Here is a 14,262-nt window from a genome sequence, read left to right on the forward strand (position 1 = left end):
GAGGAAAGGCCATGGATTTGCAAAACCCCGACCCTGCCGATGAGGTTCGCCGCGTCATCGAGGACCTCGAGCAGAGACGCTATTCGGCAATGCTGGCGTCCGATGTCGCGACGCTTGCGGACATTCTCGATGACGAACTGGTCTACACGCACTCCTTCGGAGAACGTGACGACAAGGCGGGGTACTTGAAAAAGGTCGAAAGTCGGTTCTTCGTCTATCATGAAATCCATCACAGTAGCGATCGCATCATCGTGCGTGAAAGCTTGGCCGTCGTCGCCGGCACCATGCGCGCGAAGGCGACCGTTGGAGCCGCCATCCGTGAGATCGACAATTCCTGCATGGCGGTCTGGGGAAAAAGCAGGGACCGGTGGCGTCTGATTGCCTATCAGCCGACACCCATGCGGAAGTAGTTAGATCGCATCATTGACTTAAAAATATATTTTTTGTAACGATATCTGGTGTTCGACGGGGTGAGGACGTGGAAACGACGGGAGGAGGATGAACAATGACGGCAATTCGCAAGCGGCCGCTCGAAGCAAGCGGCGAGGGCATCCTCGGCATCCACTCGGTCAATCATTTCGTGCTGGCCGTTCCCGACCTCAAGGAGGCCGAGCGCTTCCATCAGGCTTTCGGTCTCGACGTGGTGAACCACCGCTCCGGCTATGCGGTCCGCACCGAGGGGATAGATCACGACTGGGGCTTCTTTGTCCAAGGCTCGCGCAAGCAGCTGCAGCATTTGTCCTTCGGCGTCTTCGACGACGATTTCCAACGCTTCAAACTGCATCTGGAGGCCAAAGGGATGGAGCTTCTGTCTCCGCCCAAGGGCTTCGAGTCCAACGGATTGTGGTTCCGCGACCATGACGGCAATCTCATCGAGTTGGTAGTCAGCGCCAAGACGTCGCCGGACTTCAAGGCGCAGTCGGGGCATGCCTCAACGCCAGCGGGCGTTGTCGCCGCGCCGCTGCGCAGCAAGGCGGCGAAGGTTCGTCCGACCCGGCTCGCCCACATTCTGATCTTCACCCGTGACGTCCAGAAGGCGATCGACTTTTACACCGGCGTCCTGGGCATGGGGCTGTCCGACCGCTCGGGCGACAACATCGCGTTCCTGCATGGCCGCCACGGCAGCGACCACCACATGCTCGCCTTCGTGAAATCGTCGGCGCCTGGCCTGCACCATACAAGCTGGGATGTGCCGCTGATCGACAATGTCGGGCAAGGTGCGATGCAGATGGCCGACAATGGTTTTTCGAGAGGCTGGGGACTGGGGCGGCATGTGCTGGGTTCGAATTTCTTCCACTACATCCGCGACCCCTGGGGCAGCTACGCCGAGTACTCTTGCGACATCGACTACATCCCGGCCGAGATGGATTGGGAGTCCAAGGATCACGATCCGGAGGATTCATTTTACATCTGGGGGCCGACCCCGCCGGACGACTTCGCCCGCAATTACGAGGCTGAGTAAACGTGTACGCGCTTTTCGACACCATTGCAGTCCGCCGGGATGGACAAGGCACCGGCGGCAGTAGCAGAGCGAAGGAAATTGCATGATCAGAATACTGAAGTCGGGTCGATCCGCGGAAGCCAAGGCAACCGATGCCAGCGCCGTGCGCAGCGCGGTCGAGAGTGTTCTCGTCGACGTCGAGGCACGTGGCGACGCGGCGTTGCGGGAACTGTCGCAGAAGTTCGACCGGTGGGCGCCGCCGTCCTTTCGTCTTTCGCAGGACGAGATCGATGCATGCGTTGGGGCGCTATCTTCCCGCCAGCTGGACGATATCCGCTTCGCGCAGGCGCAGATTCGCCGCTTTGCGGAAGTCCAGAAGGCCGCGCTCAAGGATGTCGAGGCCGAGACTCTGCCCGGTGTGGTGCTCGGCCACCGCAACATTCCCATGAACTCGGTCGGCTGCTACGTGCCGGGAGGCAAGTATCCGCTTGTGGCATCCGCTCATATGGGGATCGTCACCGCCAAGGTGGCCGGCGTGAGGCGCGTTATCGCCATGACGCCGCCGTTCCAGGGGCGACCAGCCCCGGCCGTCATCGCAGCCATGGCGCTGGCGGGCGCCGACGAGATTTATGTGCTGGGCGGCATTCAGGCGGTGGCCGCGATGGCGATCGGCACCGAGACGATAGCGCCGGTTGATTTCCTGGTCGGCCCGGGAAATGCCTATGTCGCTGAAGCCAAGCGGCAGCTCTTCGGCCGCGTCGGCATAGACCTGCTCGCCGGGCCGACGGAAACGCTGGTGATTGCGGACGACACGGCCGATGCCGAGCTTTGCGCCACGGATCTGCTCGGGCAGGCAGAGCACGGCCCGAATTCGCCGGCCATCTTGCTGACCACGTCGGAGCAACTCGCGACGCAGACGATGGCCGAGGTCGAGCGGCTTCTCGGCATCTTGCCGACCGCATCCATCGCGAAGCAGGCATGGGCCGATTTCGGCCAGGTGATCGTTTGCGACACCGACGACGAGATGGTGAGCGAGGCGGACCGCATCGCTTCCGAGCATGTGCAGGTCATGACGCGCGATCCCGATTACTTTCTGCAGCGTATGACCAACTATGGCGCGCTTTTTCTCGGATCGAGGACGAACGTCGCCTATGGCGACAAGGTGATCGGCACGAACCACACCCTTCCGACCTTGGGAACGGCGCGTTTCACGGGCGGGCTTTGGGTCGGCAAGTTCCTGAAGACCTGCACCTATCAAAAGGTTCTCACGGACGAGGCCTCGGTGATGATCGGGGAATATTGCTCGCGGCTTTGCATCCTCGAGGGGTTCCTGGGCCATGCCGAGCAGGCGAATGTGAGGCTGCGGCGCTACGGCGCGCGCAATATCCCTTATGCCGAGGCTGCTGAATGAACACCTCGCCCGTTACGCTGCCGAAGCCGCCCTCCTTCCGGCTGGACGGGCGCCGCGCGTTGGTGACGGGTGCCGGTCGCGGAATCGGACTGGCCTTGGCCACGGCGCTTTCGGAGGCCGGGGCCGACACGGTGCTGGCCGCGCGGACCAGGAGCGAGGTGGAGGAGGCCGCGACGGCGCTGAGGGCTCGCGGTGGCAAAGCGGAAGCGCTTGTTCTGGACGTTACCGACATTGCCGGAGCCGGCGAATTGATCGCGCGACAGCCGGTTTTCGACATAGCGGTGATCAATGCCGGCACAAATAGGCCCAAGCTGATGGCCCAGGTTACTGAGGAGGATTATGACATCGTCCTCGACCTCAACGTTAAGGCAGCCTATTTCTCGGCTCAGGCGGTTGTGCGCAAAATGCTGGCGGAGCAGATACGGGGCTCGATTATTTTCACGACTTCCCAGATGGGTCACGTCGCAATGGCAACGCGAACCCTCTATTGCGCATCCAAGCACGCGGTGGAAGGACTGGTGAAGGCCATGGCTGTCGAGCTCGCCCCGCACGGCATCCGGGTCAACAGCATTGCCCCCACCTTCATCGAGACCCCGATGACGGCTCCTTACTTTGAAAGCAAGGCTTTTCGAGATGAGGTATTGTCCAAAATCAAGCTTGGCCGACTCGGTCGGGTCGAGGATCTCATGGGGGCGATTGTCTTTCTCGGTTCGGACGCCGCTGCGTTGATGACGGGCACTTCTATCAAGATCGATGGCGGCTGGACGGCGGAATGACCTCTGCAGCTTTGACATTCGACTCAAGTCGGCCAAGAAGCGGCACGATGACTGATGCATTTGAATCACTTCTCCGCCCAGACAAGCGATATTGACATGGACTCGGTAGCCCGCACGATTGCCAATGACGTTTACGAGCAGCTGCGCCACGATATCATTTCGTGCCGCATGCCACCGGGATCCAAGATCAACATCCAGGCCCTCGTTCAGAAGTATGAGGTGAGTTTGGGCGCTGTCCGCGAAGCGCTGTCGAAACTCTCGGCCGAGGGCCTTGTCGACGCAAGGGCGCAGCGAGGCTACACGGTTTCCGACGTGTCTCCGGAGGACCTCGCTGAATTGACCGATGCTCGCGTCCGCATCGAACAGGAGTGCCTCAAGCTGGCGATCGAGAAAGGCGGGCTCGAGTGGGAGACGGATATCGTGGCCGCCCTCCACCGTCTCAGCCACACGCCCTATACGATGCCCGATGACCCCGCCGTTCTGGACCAGCGCTGGGTCAAGGCCCATCGTGAATTTCACCGTGCTTTGGTTTCGGCTTGCGGCAACCGCTGGCTGCTTCGAATTCGTGGGCAGCTATACGATCAGAGCGAACGCTACCGTCAGCTCTCCGTGCCTCTTGCCAGAGCCGAGCGCGATGTGGCGCAAGAGCATAGGAACATCGCGGATGCAGTTATTGCCCGCGATGTCGCCCGCGCCTGTGCTGCGATAGCATCGCATATGTGGACGACAACACAGATCGTCACGACCGGGCTGACCTGAGTACGCGAGGTTACTCACGAAGCCGCAGAGTGGAAACAAGTCTAGGAATGAACTTGAACGACGGCCTTGTGATCGGCATAGTCGGTTTCTAGCTTAACCGTCTAAAAGGGGACGTTCCCCTTCCGTCCCCAAACCAGACGCGCTCATCCCCTTTGGTCAACAAGCAATCATCGCCGCATTCTTGTGGGCTTAAGGGAGAGATAGCGATTGCATTAAACTACTAGTCCTCCTGATCCGTGGGTTCGCCAGACCATACGAGAGAATACGAAGGAAACGGGTTGGCGAACCAGCCGCTAACATATTGATTTCCTGTAGAGAACGACGACCCTCCGGGCCTACCATTATCGTTATTTATCAATGCTTTATAGGGTGGTTCGCCACGAGATTCGCCAATAGGTTCGCTGAGCATATGCGAGCGACATGCACTATTGGCCGGTTCCCGTAACCTTTTGCCGGCGAGATTTGACTGCCTCCAGCAGTTCGCGCTCGTTCGTATGAGCATTCCGAAAAATGGCCACAACCAATACCGCCAAAATTTCAGCGTTCGGGTCCAAGGGATCGAGGCGTTCATCCGCGCAGACCTGATTGAACACGCGTTCGCAAACAGCCAGATCGAGAGGGCTAAGACAGGTACGGTTGAAACGCCGACGCAGCATGTGAGCGAACCTTTTCAGGGCCCGCCGCCAGTGCTTTGCGGCGGGCTTGTATCACCGAGACTTGAACGATGTTGCCTACAGCTTTCTAGCAACGTTACTCCATACTCGGCGATTGCGTTGTCAATAATCCCAAAATCTGCGCGCACTCGCGAGACCTATATTGCCCGGCCGTCATCAGCTGGTAATAGTCTTGCCGTTTATTTTCCGGTATACGAAAGCCGCGCCGAAATTCAGCCGCCTCTTTTGGAGATCGAGTGCAGCCAAGTTTGCTGGCGCTGACTTTCAAGCTCGCCAGCGAGCATCCGAGCTTTGCCGCGATGTCTTTCAATGGTTCGTTATTGACGTATCCATCAAGAATTATCTTGCGGCGAGCTTCTCCTTTAACCTTTTCGTTCATTTCGTGGTCTCCTCACATCGCTTTCACGATGTCGGAATCTATAGGCACCACTCTGAAGTGTGTCGTTAGCCTTGCATCCAGAAACTTATCTCAGGATGCATTTCTTGCTGTAACTCAGCGTGATCGATGATCCGGCCAACAGGCTTGCCAGACACCTGGAATACACCACATGATTGCGGGGGCATGGGCATGCCGGAATCGGATATGGCACCACGCACGATGGACGCCGACAAGCAGGACGAGGCGCATACGAGGCAGGCGCCGGAGCGTGAGCGACGCCGTTGGCCCCGCGACGTTCAACCCGACAACACGGCGGCTCCGCCAACCGCGCCGGCGCTGGAGCCACTGTCCTTTTCAACGCTGGACCTGGCACCGAAGGACCAATTTCCCGCTTGGCAAGCGCATGCGGCAACGCTTGTCGAGCTCAGGCTGCCGGACAACAAATCGCTGGACGATGGCTTCCCCGCCGCCCACACGGCTTGGAATCTTGGTGGCATGCTGATCGTTGAACAGCGGACGCCGGCACACAGTTATGTCCGTTCCGCCGCAAAACTTCGCTCCAGCTCGATCGATCACTGGTATGTCGTCTTGCCACATACTGGTCGGTCATGGACGGAGGTCGATCGCCGCGTCGCGGAGGGACAACCGGGCAAACTTGAGATCAGATCGCTGGGCTACCCGTTTCGCGGCAGGACAACGGATTCGGAAAGTCTCATTCTCTATTTGCCGCGTGATTTGTTCGCCGACGCGGCGGCAACCCTCGACGCGAACAACAATACCGTTCTTTCCGGCAACTTTGCTAACCTTCTGATCGACTACATCGACAGCATCGTGACAAGATTGCGAAGTCTCACTGCGGACGACCTGCCTCGCATCGTACACGCAACGCGCAGCATGATCATTGCGTGCCTCGCACCGCCGGCCGAAAACGCGGCTGCGGCCGAACAACTGGCGAGTATCGCGCTAATGGAACGGGCGCGTCGATACGTCCAAAACAACCTGGACGCGACTCGCTTGACGCCGGATTCAATGTGCCGGGCGCTCGGGGTTTCGCGATCTCGTCTCTATCAGTTGTTCGAACCGAGCGGTGGAGTGCTCCATTACATTCAAAGTCGCCGACTTTTGGCAGCCCATGTTGCGCTCAGCGATCCGGCGGACAGCCGGCGGATCGTTCAAATTGCGGAAGCCTTCGGCTTCAGTTCGGCAGCAAATTTCAGCCGAGCATTCAGCAAGGAGTTCGGTTACAGCCCACGCGAAGGGCGCAGGACCACAGTGTTGCCGCGCACCGCCCACTCTGTTTCGCCTGGCGAGCATGGGAAGGCCTCCTCCTTTGAAGGATGGCTCAAGGCGCTCGGAAGCTGAGCACAGACGCGACGCCGGTTGAGATCGGCGACTTTTCATCAGAATGCCCCGCGTGTTGTGCTGGGTGCCGAGCGGCAATCCCCTGCCGGGCAAAAGACTGCGTGGGCTCAGCACCAAATGGCAACAGCCCTGGGCGAGAGATGCAGCGTCGATATCGAGATATGTACGCCCGGACAAGTATCTGGATGCGCAGCTAACGACAGCGCGACACTATTCGAAGATGTTGGCGATGACTTTAGCGGGGGGCTCGGCGCAGGCGGCAGGTTTCCAAGTTGGGGGGATATCGCACCGCCTGTGCCGACCGCGCCGCCGCTATTCGTCAAAGGTGGTGGCGTAATCGAGTTAGCGTGCCAAGGCCGGGGGACGGCCGGCTGGTGTTCATTCCGCCGCAAGATGGCTTCGTGGGGGCTCGACGGCTTAGTGGGGGCTCGGCACAGGCGGCAGGTGTCCAAAGTTGGGACATCAGATCGCCTGTGCCGCTCGCGCCACCTCTGTCCGTCAAACGTGGTGGCGTATTGAGTAAGCGTGCCAATGGCCGGGGTTCAATCCGTCGCAGAATGGCTTAGTGGGGGCTCGGCACAGGCGGCAGGTGTCCAAGTTGGGGATACCGGATCGTCTGTGCCGCTCGCGCCACCGCTATCCGTCAAAGATGGTGGCGTTGTTGGGTAAGCGTGACAAGGTGGATGGCGAACGGCTGGGGTTCATTCCGCCGCAGATGCCAACTCTTGTCGAGCAGCCGCCCGAAGATGACGGGTGGGTCCACGAGGTCAAGCTCGACGGCTACCGGACGCAGATCATCATCGATAAGGGCGGCGTGCGGCTCTACAGCAAGAATGGCCGTGACTGGACGACAAAATACTGGCCCATCGCACTGGTGGTCGACCTGCCATGTCGGGCTGCCATTCTCGACGGCGAGGTCATTGTGTCAGGCGAGCAGGGCACGCCCGATTCTGCTGCGCTGGAAGCCGCGATTTGGAACGAGCCAAGCGGACTGGTGTTCGTCGCGTTCGATCTCCTTCATCTCGACGGTCGCAATCTTACCCCCCTACCTTTGTTGCTGCGCAAGCGCGCTCTGCGGCAACTGGTTGAACCTGGCCTCGGCAAGATCCAATATAGCGAGCATTTTGAGCGCAGTGCGCTGGCGGTCTTTGGCGTCACTGAGAAGATAGGCCCTCGTGGCATTATCTCGAAGCGTTCCGACAGCCCCTACAGGAGCGGACCATCGAAAACATGGCTGAAGACCGAATATCCGTGAAAGCCGGTTTTGAGTTGCTAGGACAGCCCCGCACAGCGACGTCGCCCCTACGGTGCTGCAATGGTTCGAATAACGTGCGGCGCTATTTTAATATCTGCTAATTTACGTTTTGTTAATAAATATAGGCTGTTCAGCATGTGGATAACCTGCCGACAATAGCGGTGAAGCATGTCTTTGCAATGTGGCACGCGGCGCCTGTTGAAACGGCGAGTTGAAAGTTTGCCAAGCTTGTTACTTATGCTATTTCTAATCTGGGGGACGCTAATTTACACCGCCTATGGAGGTGGCTTTTGCGCCCAGAGGCATCAGGCGTCGGCACAGAGAATGAGAAGTCTTCCTCGATCGATGTTTCACGTGCCGGCGAAGCGCTTCTCGCTGACCTTTTGGCGAATACGACTGAACTTTTGTCGCTCTATGATCGCGATTTTCGCCTAACGCACTACGCAGCCAGGCTCAAAGGCTTGTACGGAGGCGCGGTGGCGCTGGGGGCCGCCATTTGGGAGATCTACCCGAGCTTCCTGGATACCAGGTGTCGCGACGAATTTCTTCGGGTATTTCAGGGCGGGTCTGCGGCAAGCATCGACTTGCCGCGATCATCGGGCGAAGCGCCCAGGTCCGTTTTCGTCTTCGGCACCGCAGATGGTGTCGGAATCATCGAATCACAGGGACAGGGAGGGCGCAGCGCCGCGGAGGAGCAGGAGCATGTGATCCTGCTCCATCAGGCGACCCACGACGTGCTGACCGGACTGCAGAATCGACGGCAATTCGGAGAGCGACTACAGGAAGCGCTGGCGGCAATCGGCGGCCCAAAACCGAAAGCCGCCCTGCTCCAAATCGACCTTGACGATTTCAAGTCGGTCAACGACACGCTCGGCCATGGAGCAGGCGACACGCTCCTGCAACTCGCGGCAGGTCGAATCCGCGACGCGCTGCAGGATGGCGAATCTGCATACCGGTATGCCGGCGATGAGTTCGCTGTCATCCAACTGGGCAAGGAGCAGCCCGTGGAAGCAGAGCGCCTCGCCGGATCCCTGGTCAATGCCTTCAAGGAACCGTTCGTCATCAACGGCATTCCCGTTTTCGTCGGTTCAAGTATCGGAATAGCTTTCGGGCCGGAGCACGGGACCGATGGCGAGCAGTTGATGAAAGCCGCCGACATCGCTCTTTATGCAGCCAAGACGGATGGACGCGGCTGCGCCCGAACGTTCAATCGCTCGATGCTGCTCTTGCTTGAGCAACGCGAGAATCTCAGGCGCAGCCTTCGAACCGCACTGGAGCGGGGCGAACTCTATATTGAGTATCAGCCGCTCATCCGGCCTCCTTCATCGGTGATCGGTTTTGAAGCGCTGCTGCGTTGGCGACACCCCGAGATCGGCATCATCCCGCCCGGTGTATTCATTCCGATCGCCGAGGCCGACGGTCTGATGGACGAGATTGGACGATGGGTGCTCGAGCAAGCCTGTCGTCAGGCATTGACGTGGCCTTCGTCGCTGACTGTCGCAGTGAACCTGTCTCCGGCTCAGTTTCTGAGCGGTTCGTTGACAGATACGGTCGCTCAGATCATCGACGCAGTTGGAATTCGAGCCGAAAGACTTGAACTTGAGATAACCGAAACGGTTCTTCTTGAGAAGACAATCGATAATATAGATACATTAAATACTTTGAATGTCTTGGGAATAAGAATTTCGCTGGACGATTTTGGAACATATTACTCATCGTTGAGCTACCTTAAGAACTTTCCATTCGACACGTTGAAGATAGATCAATACTTCATCGCGGACTTGGAAACCGATCGCAAGAGCCAAACGATCGTGCAATCGATCATCAACCTGGCGCACGGCCTGGGTATTAGCGTCACCGCCGAGGGGGTCGAGACGTCGGCACAGGCACGGTGGCTGGTCAAGGAGAATTGCGATTGCCTGCAAGGTAATTTCCTGGGACGGCCGCTTGGAGCCGAGGCAACCAGCGATTTCATCAGGCGGTCGCCATCGAAAGAGGTGCGAGCGATGGAGGAATCAAATCGGGCGCTCTAGCCCTGCACTCTTTGTTGAGGGCTGAAAAAAACGATCGAGCTAGATACCGCGCAATGCGGAAACTCATCACGAGGCGGTCAAATTTCTGTCTCGGAGGTCAGGAGGATGCTGATGGGATCTGTTCGTCACGAACCGGCTGGCGAGCCGACTTTTGAGCCGATGATCCAGATCGACATGGAGATCAAAACTTTTGTCTCCGCTTGGAAACACTGCGACTATGTCTCGACATACATGGCGCGGATGATCAGTCAAAACCGATCTGACTCGGTCCGGCATTCGAATCTGTTTTCCTCTGCCTTCAACGAGTTGCTGGAGGTCGCTTTTCGTACGCGCCACGCCGATGGTGAACTGGCATGCAGGGTGTCCCGCCACGGCGCGACAGATAGAATCGAGCTGACATTTCCTTGCGTGCCCGAGGAACGCCAGTTCTATCAGGAGGCCGTGTCGCAAGTCGCCGGATTTGAGGCCAGGGAGCGATATCTCAATTCCGTGTCTGGAGATCTGGCGCCCAGCCGGGAGGTGGTACTCCTGGAACTGGCCGTCGACTACAACGCGACACTCAGGGTCGAGGAAGCCGCAAGCGATGCGATCAAGCTTGTCGTGGATCTTCCACTTGAGGGCCTGCAGCATTGAGCCCTTACAACCTTCTCCCGCGCTTCAAGGCGCAATACGACGCGAACAACCAGGAGTTCTCCATATCTGGGGTGGTCCGGCCGCAGGCGATCGATGAGCTTGGGCCTAGCCTGGCATTGCTACGCGACGCGATCGGCCGTGTACGCGGCGTTCTCTATGTCAACGTCAGACGCCTGACGCAGATGAACAACGCTGCATTCCACGCCTTTTCGAGGATCATTATTGACGCCTGTCGCGCGCGACCCGATCTCAGGTTCGTCGTCATCACGTCAAGCGTCGTCGGATGGACCTCACGAAAATTCGGTCGCTTGAGCGGAATCGAACCGAACATCACGGTCGAGGAGTATGACAGCGAATTCTATCCGGGGCAGGGCTTCCTCGAGGAAGGCCGGTTCGTTCCAATCCTGCGCACACAGACAAAGATGACCTGGCGCCACGAGCGTACAATCTTGCCGCGACACGGCATGAGGCCCGGGATCGTCATGGCCGACATCTGTTGCGGGATCGGCGATTTTGCCGTGCTCGTGCACAAGGAGTTCCAGCCATCGCGAATCGTCGCGCTCGACCACTCCATGTCGAGCCTGGACTATGCTCGACGAGTGATGCGGGAGTTCGATATCCGGGGCATCGAATATACTTATGGCGATGCGTCGGAAATGCTGCTCGACGAAGCGCAGTTCGATTTGGTCACCTGCCGACATTCGCTTCAAATCTTCAATCGACCGGAACTGATCCTCAAGGAACTCTACCGCATATGCAAGCCAGGCGGGCGGGTTTACGTCACCAACGAGAAGAATTCGCATTGCCTCGGCGAGCCGCGCGCCGAAAGCATCCGGTGGACCTACAACGAGGTGGCGAAGCTGTTCGCGCATTTCGAGATGGACGTCGAGCTTGGGCCCAAGAGTCGGCGGTACCTGATTGAAGCCGGATTCGAGGACATACGTGTCGAGACCTTCATGGTCACCAACCTGGACGGAGATCCGCAGGACTTCGCCGATGTCATTGTGGCGTGGGCGGATGTCTACGCGGGCGATATGGCCACCAGACGCGGCGATGGGGCTGAGTTCATTGCACGATTCCAGCAGGGCTTTCAGGATCACATTTTCGCTGCGCTGCACCCCAAGGGTTATGCGGGTTGGCCGATCTGGGTCGCATCGGGGCGGCGGCCGCAATGAAAGCCGACGATCAGCCTACACCGCGCTTCGGCCTGCGCTCCTTTCGAGCAAAATTCGTATTGGTCGTTGGCGGCGCGGTACTGTTCGACCTCTTGCTGAGCGGTGGTCTCGCGCTTTGGAACGTTCAAAAGCTGTCGCGCGACGCCACATCGGAAGTCGGTGAGGGCCTGACCACCGCAAACCAGGAATACATTCGTTCGTATGCCGACTCGACAGCGTTAAGCGTCGACCTCCTGCTCGATCGAGTTCATGGCGACGTGAAGGCGCTGGCCGGCGTTCTGCAGGCACAGATCAACGATCCGAGCAGGCAGCAACAGGTCGGAGCAACCCTTTCGCATCAAGCACCGGGGTCGGTGAAGGTCGTCTATGACGCGCAGGGCGATTGGGCGCAGAACCTGCCGGGCGCGCCTTCGGTGATAAGCGTCTGGGGCTACCTGCTGGGCGCCGACCACACTCCGCTGCCCAGCGTTCAGCGGGAAATAGAAGACAGTACCGTGATCGATCTCGTCGCACCGACCCTCATGGCCAGCGGATCGCCAAAACTCCAGATGTACTATATTGGTCCAAAGGAACGGCCGATCTTCAGGACGGTACCCTATACGGACCAGGCGCAAACCTTCGACCGACTCTATCCGGGTCACAACAAGGCGGAGTTCTGGGAGTTCTTCTTTCCGGGGATCTATGGGTCATGGCAGCAATGGGCCAGGGACCCGGCCTTGCGTCCGGTCGCCGACGACATCACTCAGACAGCGCCTTACACCGATGCGATCACGGGAAAGCTGATCGTCAGCTTTTTCCACCCGCTGTGGACGCGCGATCGCACTGGTGTCGCCGGTGTAGCGGGTGCGGACATCACTCTCGATCAACTCGCAGAAGTCGTCGAGCGCGTGAAAATCGCCGAGACCGGGTTCGGCTTCCTCACCATGTCGACCGGCAATGTGGTGGCGATCAATCCATCGGGCGAGGCGATCATCGGCCTGACTTCATCCAATGACGCGGGCACGCAGGGCGTCACCGGCCTGGAGAGGTCGCTGCGGGGAAGTACGCAGCCGGCTATCGCGTCGCTGCCACTCGACCAGAACAATGACGGTGTCATTCAGCATATCATGCTCGACAACAAGGGCGAACGCGTACCCTACATAGTCGTCCTCAAGAGATTGAAGCCGACCAACCTGTGGAGTTCGGGACCGATCAAGTCCGAAGCGATGTCGGTCGGTATCGTCGTTCCCGAACGCGAGATCTATGCGTCTCTGTTCGCCGCGCAGAAGAGTATCTCCCTCGCGACCAATCGCATCCTGCTCTTTCAGATCGGCGCCATCGTCGTTTCGCTTCTGATTGTTTTTGCGGCAGTGCTCGGGATCTCGAAGCGGATCACGGCCGGCCTCAGGGCGCTTGCCAGCGCGGCCCAGAGGCTCCAGTCCAAGGACTATTCCGTCCGCGTGAGCATTCCAACGCGCGACGAGGTTGGAGCGGTAGGCGTCGCCTTCAACCGAATGGCCGAGCAGATCAGCTTTCACACGGAAAACCTCGAGCAACTCGTCGACGAACGAACCAGGGAGCTCGGTGACGCAAATCAAGAGATTTCGGCGCTCAACGAAAAGCTGCGGGATGAGAACATCCGGCTCGGCGCCGAGCTCGCGGTTGCCAGGCACATCCAGATGATGGTTCTGCCGAAACCGTTCGAACTCGAAGCGATTCCGGGGCTTGAGATCGCGGCCTATATGCGGCCGGCCGACGAGGTCGGTGGCGATTACTACGACGTTCTGCAGAACGGGTCACGGGTCAAGATCGGCATCGGCGACGTGACAGGTCACGGTCTCGAGAGCGGCGTGCTGATGCTGATGGTCCAATCGGTCGCTCGCGCGCTGCAGGAGACCAACGAAGGGAATCCGCACCAGTTTCTCGATCGGCTGAACAGAGCAATCTACAAGAACATCGAGCGGACGAACACCGGCAAGCATCTCTCGCTGGCCTTTCTTGACTTTGAGGATGAGCGGGTAACGCTATCCGGCCAGCATGAGGACGTTCTCGTCATGCGCGCTGGCGGGGAAGTCGAGCGCATCGATACGCTTGATCTGGGTCTTCCGGTTGGTCTGGAGAATGACATCTCGCCGTTCATTGACACGCGTGACATTGCGTTCGCGAGCGGTGACGTGATCGTGCTGCACACCGACGGTGTGACCGAGGCGGAGGATGAAGACAAGAGACTGTTCGGGTTCGAGCGCCTCTGCGAGAGCGTGCAAAAACGTCACGGCAGGACCGCCGAGGACATCAAGACCGGGATCATCGATGACCTGATGGCCCATATCGGCATCCAGAAGATCCACGACGACATCACCCTCGTGATCATAAGGCATACATGAG

13 protein-coding genes are annotated in these 14,262 nt (G+C 58.9%); 11 read left to right on the forward strand and 2 right to left on the reverse strand.

The annotated features are described in order from the left end of the window. Window positions 1-11: 11 nt before the first annotated feature. From EN852_RS23630 to EN852_RS23650, 5 genes are all read left to right on the forward strand, one after another. Entirely contained in the window at window positions 12-410 is a 399-nt protein-coding gene (locus EN852_RS23630; protein WP_127877459.1) for a nuclear transport factor 2 family protein, read from the forward strand. 95 nt (window positions 411-505) lie between these two features. Continuing rightward, window positions 506-1,462: a VOC family protein gene (locus EN852_RS23635; RefSeq protein WP_127877461.1), complete on the forward strand. Its 957-nt coding sequence runs from the start codon at window positions 506-508 to the stop codon at window positions 1,460-1,462. An 82-nt stretch (window positions 1,463-1,544) separates the two neighbouring features. After that, the gene (gene hisD / locus EN852_RS23640) at window positions 1,545-2,852 is read left to right on the forward strand and encodes a histidinol dehydrogenase (protein WP_127877463.1); all 1,308 of its coding nucleotides are present in this window, start codon (window positions 1,545-1,547) and stop codon (window positions 2,850-2,852) included. Next, the gene (locus EN852_RS23645; protein ID WP_127877465.1) at window positions 2,849-3,628 is read left to right on the forward strand and encodes an SDR family oxidoreductase; all 780 of its coding nucleotides are present in this window, start codon (window positions 2,849-2,851) and stop codon (window positions 3,626-3,628) included. Before hisD ends, EN852_RS23645 begins: the two co-directional genes overlap by 4 nt. Window positions 3,629-3,682: 54 nt before the next feature. Next, complete coding sequence (locus EN852_RS23650; protein ID WP_210238256.1) at window positions 3,683-4,387, forward strand: FCD domain-containing protein; 705 nt, start codon at window positions 3,683-3,685, stop codon at window positions 4,385-4,387. A 425-nt stretch (window positions 4,388-4,812) separates the two neighbouring features. On the opposite strand, the gene EN852_RS23660 is transcribed toward EN852_RS23650, so the two are convergent. After that, the gene (locus tag EN852_RS23660) at window positions 4,813-5,043 is read right to left on the reverse strand and encodes a hypothetical protein (protein ID WP_127877241.1); all 231 of its coding nucleotides are present in this window, start codon (window positions 5,041-5,043) and stop codon (window positions 4,813-4,815) included. 94 nt (window positions 5,044-5,137) lie between these two features. Further along, the gene (locus tag EN852_RS23665) at window positions 5,138-5,440 is read right to left on the reverse strand and encodes a hypothetical protein (RefSeq protein WP_127877243.1); all 303 of its coding nucleotides are present in this window, start codon (window positions 5,438-5,440) and stop codon (window positions 5,138-5,140) included. 183 nt (window positions 5,441-5,623) lie between these two features. On the opposite strand from EN852_RS23665, the gene EN852_RS23670 reads away from it, so the two are divergent. The 6 genes from EN852_RS23670 to EN852_RS23695 all read left to right on the forward strand — a co-directional run bounded on the left by EN852_RS23670 (window position 5,624) and on the right by EN852_RS23695 (window position 14,261). Further along, entirely contained in the window at window positions 5,624-6,802 is a 1,179-nt protein-coding gene (locus EN852_RS23670) for an AraC family transcriptional regulator (RefSeq protein ID WP_246694362.1), read from the forward strand. Window positions 6,803-7,400: 598 nt separating this feature from the next. After that, window positions 7,401-8,057: a DNA ligase gene (locus EN852_RS23675; protein WP_246694363.1), complete on the forward strand. Its 657-nt coding sequence runs from the start codon at window positions 7,401-7,403 to the stop codon at window positions 8,055-8,057. Between the two features lie 341 nt (window positions 8,058-8,398). Beyond that, entirely contained in the window at window positions 8,399-10,090 is a 1,692-nt protein-coding gene (locus EN852_RS23680) for a bifunctional diguanylate cyclase/phosphodiesterase (protein WP_127877674.1), read from the forward strand. Between the two features lie 111 nt (window positions 10,091-10,201). Beyond that, window positions 10,202-10,723, forward strand: coding sequence for a ubiquinone biosynthesis methyltransferase UbiE (locus tag EN852_RS23685; RefSeq protein ID WP_127877470.1), 522 nt, complete (start codon window positions 10,202-10,204; stop codon window positions 10,721-10,723). Then, on the forward strand, window positions 10,720-11,898 hold the full coding sequence (locus EN852_RS23690; RefSeq protein WP_127877472.1) for a class I SAM-dependent methyltransferase: 1,179 nt from the start codon (window positions 10,720-10,722) through the stop codon (window positions 11,896-11,898). Before EN852_RS23685 ends, EN852_RS23690 begins: the two co-directional genes overlap by 4 nt. Beyond that, entirely contained in the window at window positions 11,895-14,261 is a 2,367-nt protein-coding gene (locus EN852_RS23695; protein ID WP_127877474.1) for a SpoIIE family protein phosphatase, read from the forward strand. The genes EN852_RS23690 and EN852_RS23695 overlap by 4 nt, the downstream gene beginning before the upstream one ends. The last annotated feature ends 1 nt before the right edge of the window (window position 14,262 follow it).

The sequence above is a fragment of the Mesorhizobium sp. M2E.F.Ca.ET.209.01.1.1 genome, from assembly GCF_004010375.2.
In the GTDB taxonomy this organism is placed as follows: Bacteria; Pseudomonadota; Alphaproteobacteria; order Rhizobiales; family Rhizobiaceae; genus Mesorhizobium.

What these genes read in the sequence shown, in the direction of transcription:
- EN852_RS23645 (WP_127877465.1), top strand. Translation starts at nt 2,849, where the DNA reads ATGAACACCTCGCCCGTTACGCTGCCGAAGCCGCCCTCCTTCCGGCTG.
- EN852_RS23695 (WP_127877474.1), top strand. Translation starts at nt 11,895, where the DNA reads ATGAAAGCCGACGATCAGCCTACACCGCGCTTCGGCCTGCGCTCCTTT.
- EN852_RS23685 (WP_127877470.1), top strand. Translation starts at nt 10,202, where the DNA reads ATGGGATCTGTTCGTCACGAACCGGCTGGCGAGCCGACTTTTGAGCCG.
- hisD (WP_127877463.1), top strand. Translation starts at nt 1,545, where the DNA reads ATGATCAGAATACTGAAGTCGGGTCGATCCGCGGAAGCCAAGGCAACC.
- EN852_RS23635 (WP_127877461.1), top strand. Translation starts at nt 506, where the DNA reads ATGACGGCAATTCGCAAGCGGCCGCTCGAAGCAAGCGGCGAGGGCATC.
- EN852_RS23630 (WP_127877459.1), top strand. Translation starts at nt 12, where the DNA reads ATGGATTTGCAAAACCCCGACCCTGCCGATGAGGTTCGCCGCGTCATC.
- EN852_RS23660 (WP_127877241.1), bottom strand. Translation starts at nt 5,043, where the DNA reads ATGCTGCGTCGGCGTTTCAACCGTACCTGTCTTAGCCCTCTCGATCTG.
- EN852_RS23665 (WP_127877243.1), bottom strand. Translation starts at nt 5,440, where the DNA reads ATGAACGAAAAGGTTAAAGGAGAAGCTCGCCGCAAGATAATTCTTGAT.
- EN852_RS23670 (WP_246694362.1), top strand. Translation starts at nt 5,624, where the DNA reads ATGGGCATGCCGGAATCGGATATGGCACCACGCACGATGGACGCCGAC.
- EN852_RS23650 (WP_210238256.1), top strand. Translation starts at nt 3,683, where the DNA reads ATGCATTTGAATCACTTCTCCGCCCAGACAAGCGATATTGACATGGAC.